Origin of the sequence: Streptomyces diastaticus subsp. diastaticus (assembly GCF_011170125.1) — a bacterium.
In the GTDB taxonomy this organism is placed as follows: domain Bacteria; phylum Actinomycetota; class Actinomycetes; order Streptomycetales; family Streptomycetaceae; genus Streptomyces; species Streptomyces diastaticus.
In genome coordinates, this window is sequence record NZ_BLLN01000001.1 from 158,546 (window position 1) to 184,703 (window position 26,158).

Here is a 26,158-nt window from a genome sequence, read left to right on the forward strand (position 1 = left end):
TTCCCCGGCGCCTCCGGCCCCCCGCGCCCTGCGCTCCTCCGGCGGGAAGGCCCCGTCGCCAGGCGTCCTCCGGTTCACCCGGCCGGCGTTCCCCGCCTGGGCCGGGCCCCCGTCGGCACCCTCGTACGCCTCGTGCGCGCCGGGGCCCGCGTGCTCCTCGGGGCCCTCGTGGCCGCCCTCGGCCCCCCGGTCCCCGTTCATCCGCCGAGGATGGAGCCCAGGTCGGAGCCCGAGCCGAGGAACATGCCCGCGGCGATGAGGATCATCGTGGCGGGGAGGAGGAAGACGAGGGTCACCATGGTGGCCTTGGGGATGGTCTTGGCGGCGCGGCGCCGGGAGTTCTGGGCGTCGGTGCGGCGCATGTCGGTGGCGATCTGGATGAGGGTGTCGGCGATGGGCGAGCCGAGTTCCTCGCCCTGCTGGAGTGCGGAGACGAACTGGGCGACCTGCTCGGAGGAGTTGCGGCGGCGCAGTTCGTCGAAGGCCTGGCGACGGGAGACCCCCATGTCCATCTGGCGCAGGGTGATGCGCAGTTCGTCGGCCCAGGGCCCCTCGTACCGTTCGGCGACGCGGTCCAGGGCCTGGCGGAAGCCGAGGCCGGAGCTGACGACGACGGCGAGGACGTCGAGGAAGTCGGGGAGGGTGCGGTCGATGATCTCGCGCCGGTCGCGGATCGCCTGCCAGATCAGGCCGTCGGCGGCGGTGAGGCCGAAGGCGAAGGTCAGCAGGGCGAAGAGCAGCGAGTCGTTGGTGAGGAAGACCAGGCCGAGGACGAGGCCGAAGACGCCGTAGACGGCGCGGCGGGCGGCGTACCGGTCGAGGGTGAGGCCGCCGGGGTTGCCGGCCATGTCGATGCGGCGGCGTTTGGCGTCGACGCGGCGCGGCCCCATCAGCTTGAGGACGAGCGGGGCGAAGCGGATGCCGAGCCGGTCGACGGCGGACTCGGCCGTGGAGACCCGGGCCGCGCCGGACTCCAGGGCGACGGCGAGGTCGTCGGGGAGTCTCGCCTCGCCGCGCAGCAGCCGCAGGGCCGCCAGGGCGGCGGCGACCGCGGCGGCGGCGAGCAGGGCCAGGCCGAGGGCGAGCAGCGGGGACTGGAGGGTGGGCCCGGCGGCGAGCGGGGCGGTGGTGTCGGCGGCGGTCGGCACGGTCAGACCTCGATCTTCCCGAGGCGGCGGATGACGAGGAAGCCGACGGCGTACAGCCCCAGGGCGATCAGGATGAGGATCTGGCCGAGGGCGGAGCCGGTGACGCGGGCGAGGGCGCCCTCGTTCTGGGAGTTGATGAGCAGCAGCGAGCCGAGGCCGAGGGCGGGCACGGTCAGCGCGGTGGCGTGCACCTCGGAGAGCATCGTGCGGACCTCGCGGCGGGTCTCCTTGCGCTCCTCCAGGGTGGCGGTGAGGTTGCGCAGCGAGGCGACGACGGTGCCGCCGGCCTGGTTGGAGAGGACCAGGGTCGTGACGAGGACCACCAGTTCGCGTGAGGGGAGCCGTTCGGCGAGTTCGCCGAGGGCGGCGTCGACGGAGCGGCCGAGGGCGAGCTGGTCGGCGACGCGGGAGAGTTCCTCGCCCGCCGGGGCCTCCAGTTCCTCGGCGGCCATGGCGAGTGCGGTGCGCAGGGCGAGTCCGGCGGCGGTGGCGTTGGCGAGGAGCCGGGCCACGTCGGGGAGTTGGTTGATGAACGCCTCGATGCGCTTCTGCCGCTGCCAGTTGAGGAAGACCACGGCGCCCCAGGCGGCGGCGAGCGCGGCGATCGGCCCGAAGAAGGGGGCGAGGGCGGCGGAGGCGATGAGCCACAGGGCGGCGGTGGCGGCGAGGGCGTAGACGGTGAACTCGCCGACGGTGACGTCCAGGCCGGTGGCGGAGAGCCGCAGCGACAGGTCGCGTCCCAGGCGGGTGCGGCGGACCCGGCGGTCGAGCGCGGTGAAGCGGCGGCCCCGGCCGGCCGGCGGTGCGGCGGTGGCCGAGAGCCGGTCGACGAGGGCCTGGCGCTGGGCCCGCCCGGAGGCGTACACGTGGACGCCCGCGACGGCGAGCAGCAGGCACAGCAGGCTGGCGCCGAGGGCGAGGCGGGTGGGGTCGGTCATGCCAGCGCCTCTCGGACGTGGGCGGGGTCGGCGGTGTCGGTGACGCCGAAGGCGGGGGGCACGCCCTCGCCGGCGAGGTGGAGGCGGTCGGCGACGGGACGCGGCAGCGGGAGGTGCTCGAACCAGCCGGGGGCGGCGCGGTCGGGGCCAGGGGGGCCGGGGTGGTGGCGGGAGACGGTGGCGATGCGGAAGGGTTCGCGGCCGTGCGAGACGAGGACGGCGATCTCGGCGAGGCGGCGGGAGCCGTCGGCGGCGCGGCTGAGCTGGACGACGACGTCGACGGCGGAGTTGATCTGGTCGCGCAGCGCCTCGAAGGGGATCTGCACCTCGGCCATGGAGCCGAGGGTCTGGAGCCGCATCAGGGCGTCCTCGGCGCTGTTGGCGTGGACGGTGGCGAGTGAGCCGTCGTGGCCGGTCGACATGGCTTGCAGCATGTCGAGGGTCTCACCGCCGCGCACCTCGCCGACGATGATGCGGTCGGGGCGCATCCGGAGGGAGTTGCGGACCAGGTCGCGGATGGTGATGTGGCCCTTGCCCTCGACGTTGGCGGGGCGGGACTCCAGGCGGACCACGTGGGCCTGCTGGAGCTGGAGTTCGGCGGAGTCCTCGATGGTGATGATGCGCTCGTGGCCGGGGATGAGGCCGGAGAGGGCGTTGAGCAGGGTGGTCTTCCCGCTGCCGGTGCCGCCGGAGACGATGACGTTGAGGCGGGCCCGCACGAAGGCGGCGAGCAGCATCAGCAGGTGTTCGTCGAGCGAGCCGAGCTGGATCAGTTCGGGAAGGGTGTAGGCGCGGGGGAAGCGGCGGATGGTGAGGGTGGCGCCGGTCAGGGAGAGCGGCGGGATGATGACGTTGACGCGTTCGCCGGAGGGCAGCCGGGCGTCGACCATGGGGTGGGACTCGTCGACGCGGCGGTTGACGGTGGAGACGATGCGCTCGATGGTCTGCATCAGTTGCTCGTGCGAGGCGAACCGCATCGGCAACTGCTCGACGCGGCCGGCTCGTTCGACGAAGATCGCGTCCGGGCCGTTGACCATGATCTCGGTGATGGAGGGGTCTTCGAGGAGTGGTTCGAGGACGCCGAGTCCGAGTGCCTCGTCCACGACCCGGCGGATGAGCTGGGTCCGTTCCGCGCCGGAGAGCACCGGCCCTTCCCGGCTGATGATGTGGCCGAGTACGCGCTCCAGCCGGGCCCGCCGGTCGGCGGCGGCGAGCGAGGACATCTCGGCGAGGTCGATCTCCTCCAGCAGCTTGGCCCGGAACACCGCGACGAGGTGTCCGTCCTCCCGCCCGGGCCGGGCGGCGCCCTGCTCCTGGGGGCCGGTGATACGTGACCTGAGGCTCATGCGGTGTCGCCTCCTCGGGCGGGGGCCGGGCGGCCGGTGCGGGCGGGGTGCGGGCGGGACATGGCGGGCGGGGTCACCGGTCGTCGTCGGGCATGGTGGCCGAGCGGGTCACGGTCCAGCCGGTGCCGACGAACGGCAGCAGGGTGGGGACCTTGACGGCGGCGGTGGCCTTGGTGGTGCCGTCGCCGCCGCCCCAGCTGAAGCTGACGTCCGTCCCGGCGCCGACGGCCGCCCGTCCGGCCGCCGTCCCGGCACCGGTGTCCTCCTGCGAGGCGACGCGCGCGGCGGCCCGCGCGGCCGACCCGGCCTGGTTGGCGGCGTAGCCGACGAGGCCGAGCTGGATGGCGGCGAGGCCGATCAGCAGGAGGACCGGGAGGAACCCGGCGAACTCCAGGACGGCGGCGCCCCGGTCGTGCGGCGTCCGTGCGTGGCCGGTGCCGGGCCTGGCGGGCGGCCGCCCCCGCCCCCTCACCGCTCCCCCTCGAAGGCCGCCCCCGCGCGCCCCGTGACCTTCCACCCGGGGTTGACGCCCGGGAAGAAGAGGGGGACGTCGGCCTTGACGGTGGCTTGCCAGACGGAGCCCGCGTCGGTGCAGGTGACGGCGGCGCCGGACCAGGCGGAGGGCAGGTGCCGGGTGGCCGCGGTGCGGCAGGCGGCGGGGCCCGAGTCGCCCGCGGCGTGGGCGGCGGTGGCGGCGCGGGCGCCTTCGTCGGCGGCGTTCCCGGCGAGGCTGTAGGTGTAGCCGTACAGGGCGCACTGCCAGAGCAGGGCGAGGACGACGAGGACGAGGGGGAAGATCCCGGCGAACTCGAGGGTGACGGCGCCCCGGTCGCCGTGGGCGCGGCGCTTGCGGCCCGCCGGGCGCTCGGGGGTGCTCGGGCCGAGGCCCAGTTCGCCGGCGAGGCCCCACAGTGCCTGTTTGACGGTGCTCTTGGCGTCGAGGTCCTGGACGCGTCCGGCGTCCAGTGCGGACTGGAGTTCTCGGTAGTGGGCGGGGACGGTGGTGCGGGCGACACGGGTGCCGGTGATGCGGGCGACGAGGGCGGGGGTGATCTCGGTGCCCTTGCCGTACCGGTTGACGACGGTGGTGGTCTCCTCGGCCTTGCGGATCTGGAGGCGTTCCCAGAGGCGGATCTGGCGTTTGGCGGCGCGGACGGCGACCACGTCGGGGGTGAGGACGAGGAGGGCGTCGTCGGCGAGTTCGACGGCGGCGGCGTTGGGCGCTGCCATCTGGGTGCCGCAGTCGACGATCACGACGTCGTAGCGGCCTCGCAGGACGGTGACGACCTGGCGGGCGGTGCGGTCGGTGACGTCCTCGCCGCGTTCGCCCTCGGCGGGGGCCGGGATGACGGCGAGGCCGCTCTCATGGGTGAAGACCACGTCGGCGAGGACGCGCGGCGTGACGTCGCGGATGGCGGCGAGGTCGGCGACCGAGCGGCGGAACTGCACGTCGAGGTAGGAGGCGATGTCGCCGGACTGGAGGTCGAGGTCGAGCAGGGCCGTGGAACGTCCGGACGCCTGTGCGGCGAGGGCGAGTTGGACGGCGGTGAGGGTGGTGCCGACGCCGCCCTTGGCGCCGGAGACGGTGATGACGCGGCCGCCGCCGCCCGCCGCGAGGAGTTCGCGGCCGCTGCCGGTGGCGAGGTGGCGGCGCATGTCGAGGGACCAGGCGGCGGCGGCCTGGACGCGTTCGGCGAGCGCCTCGTAGCTCATCGGGAGAGCGACGATGCCGCGTGCCCCGGCGTCCATGGCGGCGGTGATGACGGCGGTGCCGGTGTCGGTGGTGAGCAGCACGACGCCGACCGACGGAAACCGCCGGGTGACCTCGCGGACGAGGTCGAGCGCGGGCGCCGGGCCCATCCGCTCGTGGACGAGGACGACCTCGGGCAACTCGTCCAGGGACTCGGCGGCGAGCGCGGCGAGGGTGTCGAGCAGCGCGGTCGAGTCGGGCAGGGCCTGGGCCGGTTCGGCGTCGGGAAGCTGGGCGAGGAGGGTGGCGAGGGCGCGGGCGGCGTCCTGGTCACCGGCGGCGGGGAGAATGCGTAGCGTCATCGGCCGCCTCTCACTTGTCCTCGTCGAGGGTGTACGTGCGGTCGCCGCGGCGCAGGCCCTCTTCGCTGCCGGGCCCGACCAGGGCGAGGCGGACGTGGGCGGCGAACGACTCGGCGTAGGCGACGCGCTGGGCGTCGGCGGCCGAGAGGGCGAAGGTGATGGGGACGGCGTCGACGGGCTGGCGGCGCCGGTCGTCCTGATCGGGTTCGAGGGCGGTGAGTTTACCGACGTCGATGACGCGGGCCTTCTCCACGATGATCCGCGACTGGTCCTTCTCGCCGTCGTTCTCGGCCTTGAAGGTGGCGTAGATGTTGACGTCCGAGCCGGGGGTGATCTTGCCGGCGACGCCGGTGGCCGCGTCGATCATGATGGCGATCTCCTGCTCGCCGGGGCGGACCTCGGGGCGGGCGACGATCATGTCGGTCTGGAGCAGGGAGCCCTGGCGCAGGGTGGTGACGGCGATCTTGCCGCGTATCTGGCGCAGGTCGGTGACGGCGTTCTCCGAGCGCCACCGCTCGGGCATCGACACCTTCTCGAACTGGTCGGCGGAGAGTTCCCTGTAGGGCGCGACGTCGGTCTTCAGCCGGTAGGCGGGGACCTCCGGGCCGACCTTGGCGTTGACGTCCCGGACGACCGAGAGCACTCCGGCGAAGGCCCCGACGGCGCAGAGCACCGACAGGAGCAGCAGCAGAACACCTCGACGCTGGCGTGCGTTCATGGGCGGGGATTCCTTGATCGGGACGGCGACGGTGGCTGGTGGGGCGGCTGGTCGTGTTCCTCGTGGGGCGGCGTCGCCGCGTACGGAGGCTGGTGCGCGGGCGCCGGGGCGCCGGGGCCGGCCTGGCGGGGGTCGGGGATCCGCGGCCGCTGCGGGCCCCAGTCGGCGGGGGCGGCGCGGTGGGCGGGGCGCAGGGCGTGGACGCCGGTGGCGGGGCCGCCGGTGGGGCCCGCCGGGGTGGCGGCGCCGGGTGGCACCGCGCCGGGGTCGAGGGCCGGGGTGAACCGCGGGTCGGAGGCGGCGGGCAGGGCCCGGTCGGGGGGCGCCGGGGCGGTCCGGTCGAGCGCCGGGGCGCGTTCGCGGCCGCGCAGGCGGCCGGGGGCGGGGCGGGTGGCGGGCAGGGCCCGGCGGCCTCGCTCGCCGGGGGGCGGCAGCGGGGCGGCGCAGAAGGCGCAGCGGTCGCCGATGAGTTCGAGGCCGCACCAGTGGCACTCCTCGCGGCGGACGGAGGAGACGAGCTGGTAGAGGACGGAGATGTCGGGGATGGCGGCGGCGAACTCGGTGAGCTTGGCCGTGCCCCACCAGCCGGGCGACGCGGCGGGCAGTCTGGCGTGGGTGACCTCGCGGACGCGCCAGGCGCGGGCGAGCGCGCCGGTGACCCGCTCGGCGGGCAGGCCGCCCTCGGCGACGACCAGGCGGGTGGGGAAGCCGGGGCCCTCCAGCCGCGGGTCCTGGTCGCCGCCGAGACGTACGAGCTGGGGTTCGGGACGGGCGACGACGGCGAACTGGCTGCCGGGCAGCCAGGACTTGGCGTGCGCCTTCAGGCCGACGGGGACCTGGTCCAGGCGGGCGACGGAGCCGAGGACCGCGCCGGCGTGCAGGTAGTGGGCGAGCAGCCGGGCGGCGCTGGCGAGGACGCCCGGGGAGAAGTCGCAGATGGAGAGCTGACGCAGTTGCAGGGCGAGCAGCGCGGTGCCGAGCGGTGGCAGGTCGACGCCGACGAGGGCGAGCCGGTCGGTCTCCAGGGCGGCTCGGGCGGCGTGCAGCCGGTGGACGAGGGCGGACGGGGCCGCGGCCGGGTGGACGACGAGGACGTGGCCGTGGTGCTCGACGAGGGTGTGGATCTCGGTGAGCGTCTGCTCCAGGCCGCCGCCGCGCTCGCCGGGGCCGGTGGACCGGAGGACGGCGGCGGGCGGGGTGTGCCGGTCGGGTGAGGGCAGCACCAGTTCAGGACTGGTGACCGCGACGGCGGTCGGCATCCAGGACACCCCCGATCCCCTCGGCGGCCGGATGGGCCGCCTCCGTGCTTGCCCGGCGGTCGCCCGCCGTCCGTCCGTCCGCCTGGGCGGGGGCGGTCGGGCCACCCGCCGACTGCGGCCGGACGCCCCTCATCATGGCCGCAAAACTGTCCCGCCACACCGGTGTTCGTGTGTCTACTTCGGTATCCTCCGTTCCGGTCAAGGGCGTTCACCCGCCGTGGGGGTCGGATTCCCGCCTCACGCCCCGCCACACGCGCCTCCGCGCCCGCGGGTGCCGCCGCCCGCCACCACCGGGTTCATCCGGGTCAGACGGGATCACGCCGCCGGGCCGCCACCCCCGGCGGCCCCCCAACTTGGCCGGAATCGTACGGAGAATCACCGAAGTTGACCGGTCGGCGGGGCCCCGCCCGTCGAGGGCCCCGGATCACCGGCCCCACACCCCGCTGCCCGGCCTCTGCCGGAACCCTTGACAACCCCATTGGTCTGGACCAGTTTGGTCCCATCGCGGTGGCCACCGTGCGCCGGCTCCCCCGCCTCTCCCGGCGGCGGCCCGCCGGCGCGTCCCCCCACGTCCGTGACTCCCCCCACCGGAGGCAGCAGTGGCACGCACTTCCCCCCTCTCCCACCCCGGCCGACGCCCCACCACGCCCGGTATGCACCGCGGAGCCCGCCTCACCGCCGCCCTCGCCGCGGCCGTCATCGGCGCCTCCGGACTGGCCCTCGCCGGACCCGCGAGCGCCGCCGAGGCCGCGCCCGCGCCCGTCGCCGCCCCGGCCGCCGTGCCGGCGCACGCGGTCACCGGCTACTGGCAGAACTTCAACAACGGCGCGACCGTGCAGACCCTCGCCGACGTGCCGGACGCCTACGACATCATCGCCGTCTCCTTCGCCGACGCGACGGCCGAACCGGGCGAGATCACCTTCACCCTCGACTCGGCCGGGCTGGGCGGCTACACCGACGAGCAGTTCCGCGCCGACCTCGCCGCCAAGCAGGCGGACGGCAAGTCGGTCATCATCTCCGTCGGCGGCGAGAAGGGCGCGGTCGCCGTCAACGACAGCGCCTCCGCCCAGCGGTTCGCGGACAGCACCTACGCCCTGATGCGGGAGTACGGCTTCGACGGCGTCGACATCGACCTGGAGAACGGCCTCAACTCCACCTACATGACCGAGGCCCTCACCAAGCTCCACGAGAAGGCCGGGGACGGCCTGGTCCTCACCATGGCGCCGCAGACCATCGACATGCAGTCGCCCGAGAACGAGTACTTCAAGACGGCGCTGGCGGTGAAGGACTTCCTGACCGTCGTCAACATGCAGTACTACAACAGCGGTTCGATGCTCGGTTGCGACGGCCAGGTCTACTCCCAGGGCACGGTCGACTTCCTCACCGCACTCGCCTGCATCCAGCTGGAGAACGGCCTCGACGCCTCCCAGGTCGGCATCGGCGTCCCCGCCTCCCCGAAGGCGGCCGGCGGCGGCTACGTCGAGCCCTCCGTCGTCAACGACGCCCTGGACTGTCTGACCCGCGGCACCGACTGCGGCTCGTTCACGCCGGAGAAGACCTACCCGGCTCTGCGCGGCGCCATGACCTGGTCGACCAACTGGGACGCCGACAACGGGAACGCCTGGTCGAACGCGGTCGGCCCGCACGTCGACGACCTGCCGTAACCGGGCCGGGCCGCCGCACCCGCTCCTCCCGCTCCCCGCAGCGCCGCCGCTCCCCCGGCGGCGCTGCGGTGCGTCGCGCGCCGGCCGGGCCCGGGGACGCGCGGGCCCCGCCGGTCTGTGGGGTGTGCCCACGGGGCGAGCGAGCACTCCGCTCGGTGCCGCGGACGCCGGGACCACCGCCCGCCCCGAAGCTCTGGACGAGACCGTCCGCGCGTTCGGGGAACGGAGGTCGGCACGGACCGGCGGGAGGGTGGAGATCACGAGGGCCTGCCTGGGAAGCCTCGGGCGCCCGGACCCCGCCGAAACCCTCGCCCTCTTCGACGAGGTCCAGCTCTCCTGAGCCGTGCGCGGGAGCGCCGGCGGTCACGGCGAACGCCCGGTCAGCCCCCGGGCCTGCGGAAGAGGGCGTTCCACAGGAACGGCACGCCGAAGTGGGGGGAGTCGACCGGCTCCTCGTCCATCCGGCACAGCTCGATCTCCTCCAGCCCGGCGAAGACCCGGCGCAGGGCGTCGGCGGTGTAGCCGAGACCGCCGCGCAGGAGTCCGGGACGGCGGTACAGCTCGGCGTCGGAGGCACAGGTGCCGGAGCCCTCCGCTCCCGCGACGAAGCAGTTGAGGACCAGGTGGCCGCCCGGGGCGAGGAGCCGGTCGAGCAGGGCGAGGTAGCTGACCCGGCGGTGGGGCGGGAGCTGGTGGAAACAGCCCGAGTCGTGGATGAGGTCGTACGGGCCGTCCAGCCCGGCCGCGTCGGGGGCGAAGGCGTCGCCGAGGTGGAAGCGGATCTCGGCCCCGGCCTCGCGGGCGCGGTCGCGGGCCCAGTCGACGGCGGCCGGCGACAGGTCCACGGCGTCGACCCGGTACCCCTCGGCCGCCAGGAGCAGCGCGTTGCGGCCCGGTCCGCAGCCGAGGTCCAGGACGCGCCCGCCGGGGCGGACCAGGCCCCGGCCGAGGTGGCGGGCGAGATTGGCGTCGGGTGCGGCCACGAAGAAGGGGACGGGCCGCTCGCGGTCCGCGTAGAAGCCGTCCCAGAAGGAGGCGGCCCCGGCCGTCCACCGGTCGGCGTCCGCGGTGAACAACCCGTCCAGCAACAGCAGCACGTCCTCCACCGACCGCACCTCGCGGCCCTGTGCCCCGGAGCGCTCCATCAGGTTCCCCTCTCCTCGCGGTGCGGGAAAGGTAGCTCCGGGGGCCACGAAGTACCAGGTCAGCCCGGCCGGCGGGAGAGCACCGGCGGGCCTGGGCGGACCTGGCCGCCCAGGCCCGACACCGAGTCCCGGACCCGGTGCGTACGCCGCGCCACACCCCCGCCCCGTCTCCTCCGGGGGCCTCCTGGGGGTGGGCCGGGGACGATTTCCCCGGCGTTCCCGCCGGGGGCCGCCCCGGGCCCGCCGCTCAGCCGTCCGTGCGTCAGAACAGGTCGCGGATCTGCTGCACGCAGAGGACCACGAAGAGAAGTCCGGCGGCGGCCAGCATGACGTTGCTGAGCCGGCCGTTGCGCCACTCGCGCGGGGTGCGGTCGGAGTTGAGCAGGGCGATCAGGGTGAAGGCGAGGAACGGCATGAAGAAGGCGCCGAGCACGCCGTAGACCAGGACCAGGCCGAAGGGCTGGTCGAGGAAGAGCAGCGCCATCGGCGGGAAGGTCAGCCACAGCAGGTACGCGCGGAACGGTGCGGACTTCTCCCGCTCGCCCTTGGCGACCTCGGCGGCGCCGCCCTCCGCAGCCGCCTCGGCGCGCACGGCCTCCTTGCGCAGCCGCTCCACGAAGTCGGCGAACATCAGGCTGACGCCGTGCCAGACGCCGATCAGCGAGGAGAAGGAGGTGGCGAAGAAGCCGACCAGGAAGAGGGTGGCGGTGGCGGAGCCGAACCGCTTCTCCAGCACGTCGCCGAGGTCGACGAGGCCCTTGTCGCCGGAGGTCAGCACGAGGTTGGTGGAGTGCAGCAGTTCGGCGCCGATGATCAGCATGGCGACGACGAAGATGCCGGTGGTGACGTAGGCGACCCTGTTGTCCAGGCGCATCACCTTCATCCAGCCGCTGGTGGTCCAGCCCTTGGCGTTCACCCAGTAGCCGTAGGCCGCCATGGTGATGGTGCCGCCGACGCCGCCGACGATGCCCAGCGTGTAGAGGAGCGAGCCGTCGGGCAGCGCCGGGACCAGGCCCGAGAAGGTGCTCGGCAGGCTCGGGCCGACCCGGACGGCGACGTGGACGACCACGACGAACATCACGCCGATCATCGCGGTCATGACCTTCTCGAAGACCGCGTACCGGTTGAACCAGACGAAGAGCAGCCCGAGGACGCCCGTGATCGCGGCCCACACCTTCAGGCCGGGGCCGTCGGGGAAGAGCGCCACGACCGGCAGCGCCGAGGACGACATGGCGGTGGCGCCGTAGACGAAGCCCCAGACCACGATGTAGACGGCGAAGTACCACGTGGTCCAGCGGCCGAGGCTGCGCCAGCCCTCGAAGATGGTGCGGCCGGTGGCCAGGTGCCAGCGGCCGGTGGCCTCCGCCAGCGAGATCTTCACCAGGCAGCCGACGACCGCCGCCCACAGCAGCGTGTAGCCGAACTTGCTGCCCGCGATGAGCGTCGCCACCAGGTCGCCCGCGCCGACGCCGGTGGCGGCGACCACGATGCCCGGGCCGATGTACTTCCAACTCGCCTTGCGCGGCCCCGGGTCCGCCGCCTGTGGCGCGGTCGCCGCGCCGTCCGTCTCCGTCATCTGCCTGCTCCCCGCTGTGGTGGACGCGCCCGGGGGCGCGGTCGGCGTACGGTCGAGGAGATCAAGAAACCGTAAAGCCGGGCGGGTCACAAGGGGGCCGGCACACGTGGTTCCGCCTGTGCCGGAACGTCCTGGCACCGCGTCGGCGGCACCGGCCGGCGAGGTCACGCGGGGCCCGGCCGCCGTTCGCGGTACGGCCTGAACACGCGGCCCGGCCCGGCCCGTCCGGCGGCCACCCCCGCCACCACGTGGACGCCTCCGGCCACCCCCCAGGTCAGGCGGGCGTCACGGACCGGCGGAGCCTCGAAGCGGCTGGGGACGAGGCGCAGAGGATCGGCGAGGACCCGTACCCGCTCGCCCACGCGGTGGGTGCGGCAGCCGGTGGTGGTGGAGGGCAGGGCGTGGCCCTGGAGGTCGGCGAGGTCGCAGCGGGGTCCGGTGCGGGCGTGCAGGTCGCGGGTGACGACGGCGGGGACCCATTCGCCGCGCGTCAGCAGCAGGGCGTCCTGGAAGGCGGCGGAGGCGAAGCCGATGATCCACAGTCCGGCCAGGAAGTGCGGCAGCACGTACCGCCAGGGGCGGGCGGTGGCCACCAGGGCGGCGAACAGGGCCAGTCCGAGGCCCACCCCGGCGATCCCGCCGGCACGTCCGGCCACGCCCCCGAGCAGCAGGACCACCAGCAGGGCGGCGCCCCCGGCGGCCAGTGCCCCGCGACGGGAGGTGCGGCGTGTGGCCGCCCGGCGGGAGCGGGCGAGCGGGACGGGGCGCGCCGGGACGCGGGGAGCGCCCCCGGCCCGGGAGCCGGGGACGACGGGTGCCGCGCGCACCCCGCCGGTACACCACGGCCCGTCGCCACCGGGGTCGGGCCCCGCCTCGCGCGTCCGCGGGCCCGCTCCGTTGGCCCCGCCCGGCACGGCCTCGCCGCCGGGGCGGCGCCCGCTCTCCGTCGTACAGGTGGTTCGTTCGCCCATGTGTCCGGCCTCTCGCGCATCCGTCTGGCTCGCCGGAGCCCATCCCCCGTGTGCGGTGCCGACAGCCCTGACGTCACCCGCCCGGCGGGCGTACGGGCCCAGCCCGGTGCGCCCCCGCGCACGTCCCCGGCGCGCCGACGCCCCCGCGCGCCGGGGCGGACGGGGGCGTCGGGCGGGGCCTCGGACGGAGGTCAGCCCAGGACGGCGAGGGCGTCGATCTCGACGAGGAGGCCCTTGGGCAGGCCGACGTAGACGGTGGTGCGGGCGGCCGGCGGGGCCTGGAGGTCCTGCTCGGCGAAGTACTGGTCGTAGATCTCGTTCAGCTCGGCGAAGTGGCCGGTGTCGGTGAGGTAGACGCGCATCATCATCACGTCGTCCCAGCTCGCGCCGCCCTCCTCCAGGATCGCCTGGACGTTGGCGAAGGTCTGGAGGGTCTGCTCACGCAGGGTCGGGCCGGCCGGGGTCGGCGCCTGGCCCTCGACGGCGGGCAGGAAGCCGACCTGCCCGGCGACCTGGAGGATGTTGCCCTTGCGCACGCCGTGCGAGAACTTCGCGGGCGGCGTGGTGTGGGTGGGCGGGGTGAGGGCGGTCTTGGTGAGGGGCGCGGCGTCGCTCATGGGTTCCTTCTTCCTTTGCGGAACGGCGGGGTCTTACTCGGGGGAAGCCTGCTCGGCCGGGGCGGGGGCGCTGCCGGAGTACTCGCGGCTGACGGCGTCGGCGGTGCGGCGGACCAGCGGGAGCAGGGCGAGGAGTTCCTCGGCGGTGACGACGACGTTGGGGGCGGAGACCGACATGGCGGCCACCACCCGGCCGTCGGGCCCCCGCACGGGCGCGGCCACGCAGTTGATGGACTCCTCGTGGCCGCCGAGGTCGGTGGCCCAGCCCTGTTCGCGCACGAGGGCCAGTTCCTTGAGGAAGGCGGCGGCGTTCGGCGTCGAGCGGGCGGTGTACTGGGGGTAGTCGAGGCGTTCGGCGAGGGCGCGGCGCTCGGCCTCGGGGAGGTCGGCGAGGAGCAGCTTGGCGACGGCGGCCACGGTGGTGGCGACGGGCTTGCCGATCCGGGAGTACATCCGGACCGGGTAGCGGCTCTCCACCTTGTCGATGTAGAGGACCTCGTCCTCCTCGTGGACGGCGAGGTGCACGGTGTGGCCGCACCGGTCGTTGAGGGCGACCAGGTGCGGGTGGGCGATCTCGCGCACGTCGAGGTGTTCCACCGCCTCCTGGGCCAGCGCGAAGAGGCGGGCCCCGAGCCGGTAGCGCTGGTCGGCCTGGCGGTGGACGAGTCCGTGCTCGTGCAGGGTGCGCAGCAGCCGGAGCGCGGTGGACTTGTGCACGCCGAGCCGGTCGGCGACCTTCCCGAGGTCGGCGGGTCCCTCGGCGAGCAGCGGCAGGATGCTGAGCGCGCGGTCGACGGTCTGGCTCATGGGACGCGTACCTCCTCGGCGGCCCCCGCCCGGGTCCAGCCGGGGCCGAGACGCAGTCTGCCCCACGCCGCGTCGTCGAGCCCGGCCAGGCGGTCGGCGTGGGCGCGGGCGGGCGGGGCGGTGAGGTCGCCGGGGACGGTGAGGGCGGCCGCGGCGACGAGGTGGCCGTGGCGCAGCCGGTCGCGGGCGGGCAGGCCGCGCAGCAGGGCGGAGAGGAAGCCGGCGGCGAAGGCGTCCCCGGCGCCGACGGGCGCGACCACCTCGACGGTGGGCGCGGGCTCCTCGGTGACCGCGTCCCCGTCGTAGGCGAGCGCGCCCTGGCTGCCGCGTTTGACGACGAGGTGGCGGGGTCCCGGCAGGGCGGCGCGGATCGCCTCGGGGGTGTGCAGGCCCCAGACCTCGGCGGCCTCGTCCTCGCCGACGAGCACCAGGTCCGCGCGGTCGGCCAGTTCGGCGAGGACGGCGGGTCCGTCGGTGCGCCCCTGCCAGAGCCGGGGCCGGTGGTTGACGTCGAAGGAGACGAGGGGGCGGCCGGGGCGGGGCGCGGTGAGGTCGCGGAGGAGGGCGAGGCAGTCGGCGGAGAGGGCGGCCGTGATGCCGGTGAGGTGGAGGACCCGGGTGGCCAGCAGGGAGGCGTACGGGACGGTGTCGGGGCTCATCGCGGAGGCGGCGGAGCCGTGCCGGTAGTAGGCGACCTCGTGCCCGGCGGCGCCCCGGTCGTCGGCGGTGCGGAAGTACAGGCCGGTGGGGCGGTCGGGGTCGCGGGTGACGGCGGTGGTGTCGGTGCCGTAGGCGGCGACGGCGGCCAGCAGGTGGTCACCGAAGCCGTCGGTGCCGACCCGGCTGACCCAGCGGGTGCGGTGCCCGGCGGCGGCGAGCGCGCAGGCGACGTTGGACTCGGCGCCGCCGATGGTGCGGGCGAAGGAGGGGACGGCGGCGAGCGGGCCCGGCCGGTCGGGCAGGAAGGTGATCATGGACTCGCCGAGGCAGACGGCCTCCCAGCGGGGGCCCTGCCCGGCGTCCGTACCCGGTGCTGCCGGGACGGGCGCCGTGGCGGCTGGGCGCGGGGCGGGGTGTCCCGCTGCTGTCACGGCGTGCTCCTTGCGGTGGGCGGCTCCCGGCGCGCGGTCGGCGGCGGGTCGGTCGGCGGCACCCGCACCGGTGATCCGGGAGGGGCGGCCGGGTGACGCCGGACGGGTGCGGTGCGGCCGGGGCGGGTTCGCGCACCATTGACCCGGCATCGTCGGGGATGTTAGACAGCTCGGAGCGCTCTACGCAACGGCCGTTGCAGTATTCGCAACACTCAGCTCCAGTCGCCACACTCGGTACGCACCATCCCTCACCCTCCGGGAGGCCCCCTTGTCGTCCGCCGCCGAGCAGCCCGCGTCCCCGCACGGCTCCGTGCCCGCCCGCGCGGCCGGACACGCCTTCGCCGACCCCGAGGGCGCCCGCGCCGCCGCCGAACGCGCGGCCCGGCTCGGCGAGGAGCGGGTCGGCCCGCACTTCAAGGGGCTGCCGCCGGACGCCGACGGGCTGACGGTGGGCGCTCTGGCGGCCGAGCGCCGCTCGCTGTTCACCGGAGGCTTCACCACACCGGTGCTCGCGCTCGACGCGGCCGCGCTCGCCCACAACCTGTCCCTGCTGGAGCACTACACCGAGCGGCACGGCCTCGCCTTCGCCCCGCACGGCAAGACCTCCATGGCCCCGGAGCTGTTCGCCCGGCAGCTCGCCCACGGCGCCTGGGGCGTCACGGTCGCCGTCCCCCACCAGGCGCGGGTGGCCCGCGAGTTCGGGGTGCGCCGGGTCTTCCTCGCCAACGAGCTGGTGGACGCCGCCGCCCTCACCGCCCTCACCGCCGATCTCGACGCCGACCCGGAGTTCCAGCTCCTGGTCTACGTGGACTCGGTCCGCGGCGTGGAGCTGATGGACGAGGCCCGCCGGGCCGCGGGCGCGGTGCGTCCGCTGGACGTGGTGGTGGAGCTGGCGGCGGGTGAGGGCGCGCGGACCGGCGTCCGCGACGAGGCGGGCTGCCGCGCGGTCGCCGACGCGGTCGCGGCCGGGGACACGCTGCGGCTCGCGGGCGTCGCCGGGTACGAGGGCGAGGTGCCGGACGCCTCCCCGGAGCGGGTCCGCGCCTGGCTGCGGCGGCTCACCGCCCTCGCCGCGGAGTTCGACGCCGAGGGCCGGTTCGCCGGCCTCGGCCAGATCGTGGTGAGCGCGGGCGGCAGCGCCTGGTTCGACGCGGTCGCCGACGTCTTCGCCGAACTCCCGCCGCTCTCCCTTCCGGCGCTCAAGCTGCTCCGCTCCGGCGCGTACGTCTCGCACGACGACGGCCACTACCGGCACGTCACGCCGTTCAACCGGGTGCCCGAGGAGGGGGCGCTGCGGCCGGCCTTCCGGCTGTGGGCGCAGGTCGTCTCCCGGCCGAGCCCGGACCAGGCGTTCGTCAACGCGGGCAAGCGCGACGCCGCCTACGACCTGCACCTGCCCGAGGTCCAGGTGGTCCGCGACGCACGGACCGGCGTCCTGCGCCCGGCCGCGGGCATCACCCTCACCGGCCTCTCCGACCAGCACGGCTGGCTCAGCACCGAGGCGGGAGCGGAGCTGGAGGTCGGCGACTGGATCGGCTTCGGCCTCTCCCACCCCTGCACCTCCTTCGACAAGTGGCAGCTGATCCCGGTCACCGAGGCCGACGGCACCGTCACCGAACTGGTGCGCACCTTCTTCTGACCCGCACCGCACCACCGAGAGGCCCCACCCCCATGGATCTGGTCCTGCGGGACGCCCGCGTCGTCGACGGCACCGGCGGCCCCTCCTACCGGGCCGACGTGGCCGTCGCCGGCGGCCGGATCGCCGCCGTCCACCGCGCGGAGGCGGGCGGCCCGCGCCCGGACGCCCGCCGTGCCGTCGACGCCTCCGGGCTCGCCCTGGCCCCCGGCTTCATCGACATGCACGCCCACAGCGACCTGGCGCTGCTGCGCGACCCGGACCACAGCGCCAAGGCCGCGCAGGGCGTCACCCTGGAGGTCCTCGGCCAGGACGGCCTGTCGTACGCGCCGGTCGACGACCGCACCCTCGGCGAGGTCCGCACCCAGATCACCGGCTGGAACGGCGGCGGACCAGGCGACGACCGGGTCGCCTTCGACTGGCGCACCGTCGGCGGCTACCTCGACCGCCTCGACCGGGCCTTCGCGGGCGCCGGGTACGACGGCGAGGGCATCGCCGTCAACGCCGCCTACCTCGTCCCGCAGGGCACCGTCCGTATGCACGCGATGGGCTGGGAGGACCGCGCCCCCACCCCCGCCGAACTGGACGACATGCGCCGGCTCGTCGCCGAGGGTCTCCGGCAGGGCGCCGTCGGCCTCTCCGCCGGCCTCACCTACACCCCCGGCATGTACGCCTCCGACGCCGAACTCACCGAGCTGTGCCGGGTGGTGGCCGCGTACGGCGGGTACTACTGCCCGCACCACCGCAGTTACGGGGCGGGCGCGCTGGAGGCGTACGAGGAGATGGTGGCGCTCAGCCGGGAGGCGGGGTGCGCGCTGCACCTGGCACACGCCACGATGAACTTCGGCGTCAACGAGGGCCGGGCGGACGATCTGCTCGCCCTGCTCGACGGGGCGCTGGCGGCCGGCGCCGACATCAGCCTGGACAGCTACCCGTACACCCCGGGCGCCACCACCCTCGTCGCCATGCTGCCGTCCTGGGCGGCCGAGGGCGGCCCGGAGGCACTGCTCGCCCGGCTCGCCGACCCCGCGACCGCCGCCCGGATCCGCACCGGTCTGGAGGTGACCGGCTCCGACGGCTGCCACGGCGTCCCCATCGACTGGGCGACGATCGAGATCTCCGGCACCGCCGACCAGGCGCTGGCCCCCTACGTCGGCCGGACCGTCGCCGCCTCGGCCGCCGAGCGCGGCGAGGAGCCGTGGGAGACCGCGGTGCGGCTGCTCACCGAGGACCGGCTCGGCACCTCGATCCTCCAGCACGTCGGCCATGAGGAGAACGTCCGCGCGATCATGCGCCACCGCGTGCACACCGGCGGCTCGGACGGCATCCTCCAGGGTGCCAAACCGCACCCGCGCGCCTACGGCACCTTCCCGCACTACCTAGGCCACTACGTCCGCGAGCTGGGCCTGTTCTCCCTGGAGGAGTGCGTCGCCCACCTCACCTCCCGCCCGGCCGCCCGGCTGCGCCTGCCCGACCGGGGCCTGGTCCGTGAGGGATACCGCGCCGACCTGGTCCTCTTCGACCCCGAGACCGTCGCCGCCGGCGCCACCTTCGCCGCGCCCCGCACGCTGCCGTCCGGCATCCCGCACGTCCTGGTCGACGGCCGCTTCACCGTGGAGGACGGCCGGCGCACCCAGGTCCTGGCCGGCCGCTCGGTCCGCCGCACCCCCTGGCAGGGACGCTGAGCCGCCCGGCCCCGGACCACCGTCGGGTCCGGGGCCGGGCGGCGGCCGCGCCTCAGTCCCGCTGCCAGAGCGCGGGCGCGGGCGGCGGCTCCCACCCCGCCGTCGCCCGGTGCGACTGCAGGCACCGGTAGCCGACCCCGTCGTAGGAGACCCGGTCCCCGGTGGTGTACGCGGTCCCGGCGGCCCAGGTGGTGGCCCCCGGCGGGTCGGTGGGGCCGGGGCCCGGGCCCTGCCCGACGGCGAGGACGAAGTCGAAGGTGGCCTCGCGGCCGCCGCCCGCGTCCCGGACGTTCATCAGCAGCGCCGCATCGAAGATCGCGTCGGTGCCGTTGCGGGGCTCGCCCGGGAAGTACAGCTGGGTGGTGAGGACCTGGCCGCCGGGCGGCTGGACCTTGACGTGCAGGTGGCGGGTGCGCCCCGGGTAGAGGCCGGGGACGATCGTGGTCAGCCGGAACTCCCCGGAGGCGGTGGTGAACTGGTGCCCGCGGAACCGGAAGCCGGTGTTGTCGTAGGCGCCGCCGTCGTCGGCCTGCCAGAAGTCGAGGAGGACGTCGGAGAGTGGCCGGCAGCCCCGGTCGAAGACGTAGCCGCTGACCGTCAGCGGGGTGCCGGGCGTCCCCGGCTCGACCAGGCTGGTCCGCCGAGGACTGTTCGGTCTGAAGTACGGGCCCTCCATCTGCTCGGGCGTGGGGTCGTCGCCGTCGTCGCAGGCGGGGGTGGGGACGAGCGGGGAGCCGTCCCCGGGGGTGTCGCGGGCCAGGGCCACCCCGCCGCCGGTCAGCAGCGGGAGGGCGCCGGCTCCGAGGGCGGCCCGCAGCAGGTTCTTGCGGCTGAGGCCGCGCGGCGCGGGCCGGCCGGCGTGTTCGGGTGAGGTGGGCATGGGTCAACTCCATGAGTGGGGGGCGGGAGTCGGGGTGGGTGCACCGCCCGGCCCGGGCGAGGCCGGGCGGTGCGGCGGCGCGGGCTCAGGAGCCTGCGGAGCCCGCGCCGGGCTCAGACGCGCTGCCAGAGCGAGGGCGTGTTCGCCGGCTGCCAGCCCGGCTGCGCGGTGTGCGCCTGGAGGCAGCGGTAGGTGGCACCGCCGTAGGTGACGGTCGCGCCGACGGCGTACGAGGTGCCGGCCGCCCAGGTGCCGCCGGGCTCGGTCGGCGGGTCGGTCGGGCCGGGGCCGCCGCCGTCGTCGCCGGTGACCAGGGTCAGGCCGTAGGCGGAGAGCGCCGGGTTGAGCGGCTGGAAGTAGGTGGTGCCGCCCTGCGAGCAGTTGCCGGAGCCGCCGGAGGTCATGCCCTGCGCCTGGTTGCCGGAGATGAACGAGCCGCCGGAGTTGCCCGGTTCGGCGCAGACGCTGGTGCGGGTCACCCCGGAGACGGTGCCCTGCGGGTAGGTGACGGAGGTGTTGAGCTGCTGCACGGTGCCGCACCGCCAGCCGGTGGTGGAACCCGAGCGGCAGACGGAGGCACCGACCAGTGCCTGGGTGGAGCCGGCCACGGTCACGTCGGCGTTGCCGTAGCCGTTGACCAGGTTGCGCGGCGTCCAGTTGGCGTTGGTGGCGACCCAGGCGTGGTCACGACCGGGGAAGGAGGAACCCTGGAAGGTGCCCTGGGCCTGCTGGTTGACACCGGTGGTGCTGGTCCCGACCGTGCCGCAGTGCCCGGCGGTGACGAACCCCGCCTGGCTCGCGCCCCGCTTCACCGGGAAGCCGATGGAGCAGCGCCCCGACCCGTTCATGTAGTAGGCGTCGCCGCCCCGCAGGTCGGCGTAGGTGCGGGGCTCCTCACTCGCCCGCACCACCTTGACCAGGGCCCGGTCGACCCCGGCGGCGGCCGCGAACCGGTCGGCGGCGGCACGGTCGGTGGCCTGGAGGACGACGCGGCTCGCGGTGGTGTCGACGTACCAGAGAGGTACGCCTTCGGGGGCTCGCCGGCCGGCTGCGGCGTCCAGCCCCGCCTTGGCGGCCTCCAGCACCGCCAGCCCGTGATCGGCGCGTTCGGCCTTGGCCCCGGCAGCGGTGATGGTCCGCCGCTCGGCCGGGTCGGTCGTGGCCACGACCAGGGTGGCCCCGTCCCCGGTGACCCGTGCTCCGGCGAAGCTGGCGCCGAGCCGCTTCTTCAGCGTGGCGGCGATGTCCGTCGCGGCCGCCTCCCCGGCGATCCGCTGCCGCGCCTCGGCGGGGGTGAGGCCGAGGTCGCGCTCCATGGCGCGGAGCAGGGCGGCGTCCGGCGCGGACGCCGGGGTGGCCCGGGGTTCGGGGGCGGCGGTCGCGGAGCCGGTCAGCCCGGCGAGGGTGAGGGCGCCGACGGCGACGACACCGGTACAGGCGGCCGTCACACGTCTGCGGAGAGGGATGTGCCGCACGGCAATCTCCTTGCTCTCAGGGGGAATTGGCGTCACCGTAGCGACGCCGCCACCCCGGCCAGGAGATCTCATCCACCCCGTTCCACGGTGTTATGCCCCGCGCCCGGGCGGGGTCCCTCCGGTTCCGGCGATGCCCCCGCCCCACCCGTCGGCGACGCCCAGTAGCGCCTTCGCCTCCGCCGGCGCCTTGGCGAGCGCCCCGGCGTCGTACGGCGGCCGGGGGTCGTACTCCAGCGCCAGTTGGTACGCCTGGGCGTGGGCGGGGGAGGCGAGCCGGGCGGCCAGGGTGAGGGCGAGGTCGATCCCCGCGGAGACTCCGGCGCCAATGACGAGCCGGTCGCCGGGGTGCGTGACGACGCGCTCGGGGGTGTAGACCGCCCCGTACGACTGCAGTTCGCGGACGGCGCTCCAGTGGGTGGTGGCCACCTTGCCGGTCAGCAGGCCGGCGGCGCCGAGGAGCAGGGCGCCGGTGCAGACGGAGGCGGTCCACCGGGTGGTGGCGTGGACGGCGCCGATCCACTCCAGGAGGGCGGGGTCCGCCACACCCCGGCGGGCGCCGGGGCCGCCGGGCACGAGCAGCACGTCGGCGGCACGGACCTCGGCGCGGGCGTGGGTGGCGACGAGACCGAGGCCGCCCACGCCGTCGTGCACGGTCCGTCCCGCCCGCTCCCCGGCGAGGACGATCTCCGCGCCGGGCAGCATACGGAGGATCTCGTAGGGACCGACGAGGTCGAGGGCGGTGAAGCCGTCGAAGAGGGGAAGGACGATGCGCACGCGTGCTCCGGTACGGGTCGGCGGACGCCCGGACAGGGCGCCGGGCCGCCTCATTCTCGGCAGGTGGCGAGCGGGCGGCGAGCGGGCGGCGAACGGGTTTCCCCGGAGCACCCGGACCCCCGATGCGGCGAACGTCACGTTTCCTTTTCCGGGCGCGTACCGGCCCCACCCGACTAGGTGCACCCGCCATCGGATCGCAAGCGGAAGCGCACCCCCGGCTGAGGGAACGATGGCCCACCGCCCGTCCCGGCAGGGAATGGGTCGGCCCGGGCGATTCGCGGCCCACGACACCCCCACCCCGCAAACGGTGCGTACCGGCACCTTCCAGACGTATCGCGTGGCCCACATCATGGAGCGGACCGGGAAACGCGGTCGTAAGCTCACGGACATGCAGGTGATCCAGTCCACGAAACTCGCCAACGTCTGTTACGAGATCCGGGGTCCGGTGCTGGAGGAGGCGATGCGGCTGGAGGCAGCCGGCCACCGCATCCTCAAGCTCAACACGGGCAACCCGGCGGCGTTCGGTTTCGAGTGCCCGCCCGAGATCCTGGAGGACATCCTCCGCAACGTCGGCTCCGCCCACGGGTACGGCGACGCGAAGGGGCTGCTCGCGGCACGCCGCGCGGTGATGATGCACTACCAGACGCTGGGCGTGGAGACCGACGTCGAGCACGTCTTCATGGGCAACGGCGTCTCCGAGCTGATCACCATGGCGATGCAGGGCCTCCTCGACGACGGCGACGAGGTCCTCGTCCCGGCCCCCGACTACCCGCTGTGGACCGCCTCGGTCTCCCTGGCGGGCGGCACGGCGGTGCACTACCGGTGCGACGAGGAGTCCGACTGGATGCCCGACCTGGCCGACGTGGAGCGGAAGATCACCGACCGCACCAAGGCGCTGGTCATCATCAACCCGAACAACCCGACGGGCGCCGTCTACAGCGACGAGATGCTGCGATCCCTCACCGACATCGCCCGCCGCCACAACCTGCTGGTCTGCTCCGACGAGATCTACGACAAGATCCTCTACGACGGGGCCACCCACACCCCGACCGCCGCCTTCGCGCCCGACCTGCTGACGCTGACCTTCAACGGCATGTCGAAGGCGTACCGCGTGGCCGGCTACCGCTCCGGCTGGATGGCGATCTCGGGCCCGAAGGCACACGCCCAGTCGTACATCGAGGGGCTGAACATCCTCGCCAACATGCGACTCTGCGCCAACATGCCGGCCCAGCACGGCGTGGTCGCGGCGCTCACCGGGCGGCAGACCATCCAGGAACTGGTACTGCCGGGCGGCCGGCTGGTGGAGCAGCGCGATGCCGCGTACGACCTGCTGACCCAGATCCCCGGCGTCACCTGCGTGAAGCCGAAGGGCGCGCTCTACCTCTTCCCGCGCCTGGACCCGAAGGTCCACAAGATCAAGGACGACCGGCAGATGATCCTCGACCTGCTCCGCCGGGAGCGGATCATGTGCGTGCAGGGGACCGGGTTCAACTGGCCGGAACCCGACCACTTCCGCATCGTGACCCTGCCGGCGGCGGAGGACCTCAAGGAGGCCGTGACCCGCATCGGCCACTTCCTCGACGGGTACAGCCAGCCCTGACGCCCCGGGAGCCGCCGTCCGGCACCCCCTGCCGTCACTCCAGGACAAGGAGCCCGCCTCGGGCTCCTTGTCCTGTTTTCAGCCACGGAGCGTGCCGACGCCGACACCCCTCCGGACCGATGCCAACTTTAGACTGAATCCAATGTAGGATGGTGCTCAAGCAAGAAGCTGGAGGCCGTCCCCATGTACGAACCGATCCGCACCCCGTCGGCGCACACCCTCCCGGACGACGCCGACTTCCCGCACCGCAGCCGCGAGGAGGAGCTGGACATCCAGCTCGCGGGGCACCTCTCCGCCCTGCTCGCCGTCACCGACGAACTGCGCGGCCTGCGCCCCGATCCGGCACTGGACGAGGCCGCCGAACAACTTTCCGGCGCCGTCGCCCGGCTGCGGCAGGGCGCCCCGCCGGTGCGCTCCGCGGTGGCCACCGCCATCCACGAGCCGCGGCTCGCCGCCCTCCACCAGCGCGCCCACGCTCTCGCGGGCCGGGCCCTGGTCGTCGCCGCCTCGCGCGCCGACACCGCGGCGGCCATCCTCGCCGCCCGCCGGATGGACGCCCACGAGGCCGGCCGCCGGGAGTACGCGACCGCCGCCTGACCGGACCGCGCGCCGCGCCGGTCGGGGCACGGGAAAAGGGCCGGTCCCCGCACGCCGTTGTGCGGGGACCGGCCCTTCCGCGTACCCGGGCTGGACCCCCGGGTACCCGGTCGGTGCGTGCGGCACGGACGCCTCGGGTGCTCGTACACCCTCGGCCTCCGCGCAGTACGCGGGTACGCCCGCCGCGTGGGCGCTCGTGACACGCCACGCGGCAGGCGAGCTTGGTCAGCCCAGGCGCTCGACCAGCGCGCGGTGCTCGTCCCACAGCTCCTTCGGCGTGTGGTCGCCGAAGGTGTTGAAGTGCTCGGGGACCAGCGCGGCCTCCTCACGCCAGGCGCCCTTGTCGACGGTGAGCAGGAAGTCGAGGTCGGCGTCGGTGATGTCCAGGCCCTCGGTGTCCAGCGACTCCTTGGTGGGCAGCACGCCGATCGGCGTCTCGACACCCTCGGCGGTGCCGTCCAGGCGCTCCACGATCCACTTCAGGACGCGGCTGTTCTCACCGAAGCCGGGCCAGACGAACTTGCCCGCGTCGTCCTTGCGGAACCAGTTGACGTAGTAGATCTTCGGCAGCTTGGCCTGGTCCTTGTCGGCCCCCACCTTGACCCAGTGGGCCATGTAGTCGCCCATGTTGTAGCCGCAGAAGGGCAGCATCGCGAAGGGGTCGCGGCGCAGCTCGCCGACCTTGCCCTCGGCGGCGGCGGTCTTCTCCGAGGCCACGTTGGCGCCGAGGAAGACGCCGTGGTTCCAGCTCAGCGACTCGGTGACCAGCGGCACGGCGGTGGCGCGGCGGCCGCCGAAGAGGATCGCCGAGATCGGCACGCCCTTCGGGTCCTCCCACTCCGGCGCGATGATCGGGCACTGGCCGGCCGGGACGGTGAAGCGGGCGTTGGGGTGGGCGGCCGGGGTGCTGGACTCGGGGGTCCAGTCGTTGCCCTTCCAGTCGGTGAGGTGGGCCGGCGGCTCCTCGGTCATGCCCTCCCACCAGACGTCGCCGTCGTCGGTGAGCGCGACGTTGGTGAAGACGGAGTTGCCCCACATGGTCTTCATGGCGTTGGCGTTGGTGTGTTCGCCGGTGCCGGGCGCGACGCCGAAGAACCCGGCCTCCGGGTTGATCGCGTGGAGGCGGCCGTCCTCGCCGAAGCGCATCCAGGCGATGTCGTCGCCGATGGTCTCCACGGTCCACCCGGAGATGGTCGGCTCCAGCATGGCGAGGTTGGTCTTGCCGCAGGCCGAGGGGAAGGCGGCGGCGACGTACTTGGCCTCGCCGCGCGGCGGGGTCAGCTTGAGGATCAGCATGTGCTCGGCGAGCCAGCCCTCGTCGCGGGCCATCACTGAGGCGATGCGCAGGGCGTAGCACTTCTTGCCGAGCAGGGCGTTGCCGCCGTAGCCGGAGCCGTAGGACCAGATCTCGCGGTCCTCGGGGAAGTGCGAGATGTACTTGGTGGTGTTGCACGGCCACGGGACGTCCTGCTCGCCCTCGGCGAGCGGTGCGCCGAGGGTGTGGACGGCCTTGACGAAGAAACCGTCGGAGCCCAGCTCGTCGAGGACCTGCTGCCCCATGCGGGTCATGGTGCGCATGGCGACGGCGACGTAGGCGGAGTCGGTGATCTCGACGCCGATCGCGGAGAGCGGCGAGCCGACCGGGCCCATGCAGAACGGCACCACGTACATCGTGCGGCCGCGCATGGAGCCGCGGAAGATGCCCTGCTCACCGGCGAAGATCTCCCGCATCTCGGCGGGGTCCTTCCAGTGGTTGGTCGGGCCCGCGTCCTCCTCCTTGGCGGAGCAGATGAAGGTGCGGTCCTCGACGCGGGCGACGTCCGAGGGGTCGGAGGCGGCGTAGTAGGAGTTGGGGCGCTTGATCGGGTCCAGTTTGGTGAAGGTGCCCTTGGCGACGAGCCCCTCGGCGAGGCGCTCGTACTCGGCCTCCGAACCGTCGCACCAGACCACCTGGTCCGGCTGCGTCAGTTCGGCGATCTCGTCCACCCAGGCGACGAGTTCCTGGTGGTTGGTGGGGGCAGGGGGAGCCGCGATGTCGCGCGCCACGATCGCTCCTAAATGAGGGTGTGAGAGGTGAGTGCCCCGTGGGGGCCGCGACCCGGACGCTTCGTAGCCGCTCATCCGGTGCCGACCGCACTCATTTGATCATCCGCCCCTCGCGCCCATCTGTCCAGGGGGG

The 26,158-nt window shown here is 74.5% G+C and carries 22 protein-coding genes; 5 read left to right on the plus strand and 17 right to left on the minus strand.

What is annotated here, in order from left to right; all coding sequences use genetic code 11:
- Positions 1-197 precede the first annotated feature (197 nt).
- The 7 genes from Sdia_RS00685 to Sdia_RS00715 form a co-directional block, all read right to left on the minus strand.
- Positions 198-1,088 (minus strand): DUF5936 domain-containing protein, encoded by an 891-nt coding sequence (locus tag Sdia_RS00685; RefSeq protein WP_181844165.1) that lies wholly within the window; start codon positions 1,086-1,088, stop codon positions 198-200.
- Between the two features lie 62 nt (positions 1,089-1,150).
- The gene (locus Sdia_RS00690) at positions 1,151-2,086 is read right to left on the minus strand and encodes a type II secretion system F family protein (RefSeq protein WP_100452563.1); all 936 of its coding nucleotides are present in this window, start codon (positions 2,084-2,086) and stop codon (positions 1,151-1,153) included.
- A complete protein-coding gene (locus Sdia_RS00695; protein WP_189500480.1) occupies positions 2,083-3,432 on the minus strand; it encodes a TadA family conjugal transfer-associated ATPase in 1,350 nt (449 codons plus the stop codon). Before Sdia_RS00695 ends, Sdia_RS00690 begins: the two co-directional genes overlap by 4 nt.
- 73 nt (positions 3,433-3,505) lie before the next feature.
- Positions 3,506-3,904: a TadE family protein gene (locus Sdia_RS00700; RefSeq protein WP_100452561.1), complete on the minus strand. Its 399-nt coding sequence runs from the start codon at positions 3,902-3,904 to the stop codon at positions 3,506-3,508.
- Positions 3,901-5,484 carry a CpaE/TadZ family protein gene (locus Sdia_RS00705; RefSeq protein ID WP_100452560.1) on the minus strand — a complete coding sequence of 528 codons (1,584 nt, stop codon included), beginning with the start codon at positions 5,482-5,484 and terminating at the stop codon, positions 3,901-3,903. The genes Sdia_RS00700 and Sdia_RS00705 overlap by 4 nt, the downstream gene beginning before the upstream one ends.
- A gap of 10 nt (positions 5,485-5,494) precedes the next feature.
- Complete coding sequence (gene cpaB, locus Sdia_RS00710; protein WP_100452559.1) at positions 5,495-6,202, minus strand: Flp pilus assembly protein CpaB; 708 nt, start codon at positions 6,200-6,202, stop codon at positions 5,495-5,497.
- Entirely contained in the window at positions 6,199-7,461 is a 1,263-nt protein-coding gene (locus Sdia_RS00715) for a hypothetical protein (protein ID WP_196190061.1), read from the minus strand. The genes cpaB and Sdia_RS00715 overlap by 4 nt, the downstream gene beginning before the upstream one ends.
- Positions 7,462-8,060: 599 nt before the next feature.
- Here Sdia_RS00715 and Sdia_RS00720 point away from each other — a divergent pair.
- Positions 8,061-9,125 carry a chitinase gene (locus Sdia_RS00720; RefSeq protein WP_100452557.1) on the plus strand — a complete coding sequence of 355 codons (1,065 nt, stop codon included), beginning with the start codon at positions 8,061-8,063 and terminating at the stop codon, positions 9,123-9,125.
- Positions 9,126-9,505: 380 nt separating this feature from the next.
- Here the strand turns inward: Sdia_RS00720 and Sdia_RS00725 are convergent, their stop codons facing one another.
- The 6 genes from Sdia_RS00725 to Sdia_RS00750 form a co-directional block, all read right to left on the minus strand.
- Positions 9,506-10,270 (minus strand): SAM-dependent methyltransferase, encoded by a 765-nt coding sequence (locus Sdia_RS00725; RefSeq protein WP_189500479.1) that lies wholly within the window; start codon positions 10,268-10,270, stop codon positions 9,506-9,508.
- A gap of 262 nt (positions 10,271-10,532) precedes the next feature.
- The gene (locus Sdia_RS00730) at positions 10,533-11,846 is read right to left on the minus strand and encodes an Nramp family divalent metal transporter (RefSeq protein ID WP_115069819.1); all 1,314 of its coding nucleotides are present in this window, start codon (positions 11,844-11,846) and stop codon (positions 10,533-10,535) included.
- 164 nt (positions 11,847-12,010) lie between these two features.
- Positions 12,011-12,817: a hypothetical protein gene (locus Sdia_RS00735; RefSeq protein ID WP_189500478.1), complete on the minus strand. Its 807-nt coding sequence runs from the start codon at positions 12,815-12,817 to the stop codon at positions 12,011-12,013.
- Positions 12,818-13,008: 191 nt separating this feature from the next.
- Positions 13,009-13,434: a RidA family protein gene (locus Sdia_RS00740; protein WP_164380457.1), complete on the minus strand. Its 426-nt coding sequence runs from the start codon at positions 13,432-13,434 to the stop codon at positions 13,009-13,011.
- A 33-nt stretch (positions 13,435-13,467) separates the two neighbouring features.
- Positions 13,468-14,241 (minus strand): IclR family transcriptional regulator, encoded by a 774-nt coding sequence (locus Sdia_RS00745; protein WP_124287209.1) that lies wholly within the window; start codon positions 14,239-14,241, stop codon positions 13,468-13,470.
- Complete coding sequence (locus Sdia_RS00750) at positions 14,238-15,332, minus strand: sugar kinase (protein WP_371874219.1); 1,095 nt, start codon at positions 15,330-15,332, stop codon at positions 14,238-14,240. The genes Sdia_RS00745 and Sdia_RS00750 overlap by 4 nt, the downstream gene beginning before the upstream one ends.
- A gap of 268 nt (positions 15,333-15,600) precedes the next feature.
- Here Sdia_RS00750 and Sdia_RS00755 point away from each other — a divergent pair, with 268 nt between their 5' ends.
- Together Sdia_RS00755 and Sdia_RS00760 are read left to right on the plus strand one after the other, a co-directional pair.
- Positions 15,601-16,971 carry an alanine racemase gene (locus Sdia_RS00755; RefSeq protein ID WP_100452551.1) on the plus strand — a complete coding sequence of 457 codons (1,371 nt, stop codon included), beginning with the start codon at positions 15,601-15,603 and terminating at the stop codon, positions 16,969-16,971.
- A 32-nt stretch (positions 16,972-17,003) separates the two neighbouring features.
- Positions 17,004-18,653: an N-acyl-D-amino-acid deacylase family protein gene (locus Sdia_RS00760; protein ID WP_100452550.1), complete on the plus strand. Its 1,650-nt coding sequence runs from the start codon at positions 17,004-17,006 to the stop codon at positions 18,651-18,653.
- Between the two features lie 52 nt (positions 18,654-18,705).
- Here the strand turns inward: Sdia_RS00760 and Sdia_RS00765 are convergent, their stop codons facing one another.
- The 3 genes from Sdia_RS00765 to Sdia_RS00775 form a co-directional block, all read right to left on the minus strand.
- Positions 18,706-19,533, minus strand: coding sequence for a dioxygenase family protein (locus Sdia_RS00765; RefSeq protein WP_100452549.1), 828 nt, complete (start codon positions 19,531-19,533; stop codon positions 18,706-18,708).
- A 113-nt stretch (positions 19,534-19,646) separates the two neighbouring features.
- Positions 19,647-21,008 carry a carbohydrate-binding protein gene (locus Sdia_RS00770; protein ID WP_189500477.1) on the minus strand — a complete coding sequence of 454 codons (1,362 nt, stop codon included), beginning with the start codon at positions 21,006-21,008 and terminating at the stop codon, positions 19,647-19,649.
- Positions 21,009-21,098: 90 nt separating this feature from the next.
- On the minus strand, positions 21,099-21,782 hold the full coding sequence (locus tag Sdia_RS00775; RefSeq protein WP_100452548.1) for a DJ-1/PfpI family protein: 684 nt from the start codon (positions 21,780-21,782) through the stop codon (positions 21,099-21,101).
- A 388-nt stretch (positions 21,783-22,170) separates the two neighbouring features.
- Between Sdia_RS00775 and Sdia_RS00780 the strand changes: the two genes are divergently transcribed.
- Together Sdia_RS00780 and Sdia_RS00785 are read left to right on the plus strand one after the other, a co-directional pair.
- Positions 22,171-23,382, plus strand: a complete 1,212-nt coding sequence (locus Sdia_RS00780) for a pyridoxal phosphate-dependent aminotransferase (protein WP_100452547.1) — start codon at positions 22,171-22,173, stop codon at positions 23,380-23,382.
- A 183-nt stretch (positions 23,383-23,565) separates the two neighbouring features.
- Positions 23,566-23,979 carry an SCO4983 family protein gene (locus Sdia_RS00785; protein ID WP_100452546.1) on the plus strand — a complete coding sequence of 138 codons (414 nt, stop codon included), beginning with the start codon at positions 23,566-23,568 and terminating at the stop codon, positions 23,977-23,979.
- A gap of 225 nt (positions 23,980-24,204) precedes the next feature.
- Here the strand turns inward: Sdia_RS00785 and Sdia_RS00790 are convergent, their stop codons facing one another.
- Positions 24,205-26,025 carry a phosphoenolpyruvate carboxykinase (GTP) gene (locus tag Sdia_RS00790; protein WP_115069813.1) on the minus strand — a complete coding sequence of 607 codons (1,821 nt, stop codon included), beginning with the start codon at positions 26,023-26,025 and terminating at the stop codon, positions 24,205-24,207.
- Positions 26,026-26,158 lie beyond the last annotated feature (133 nt).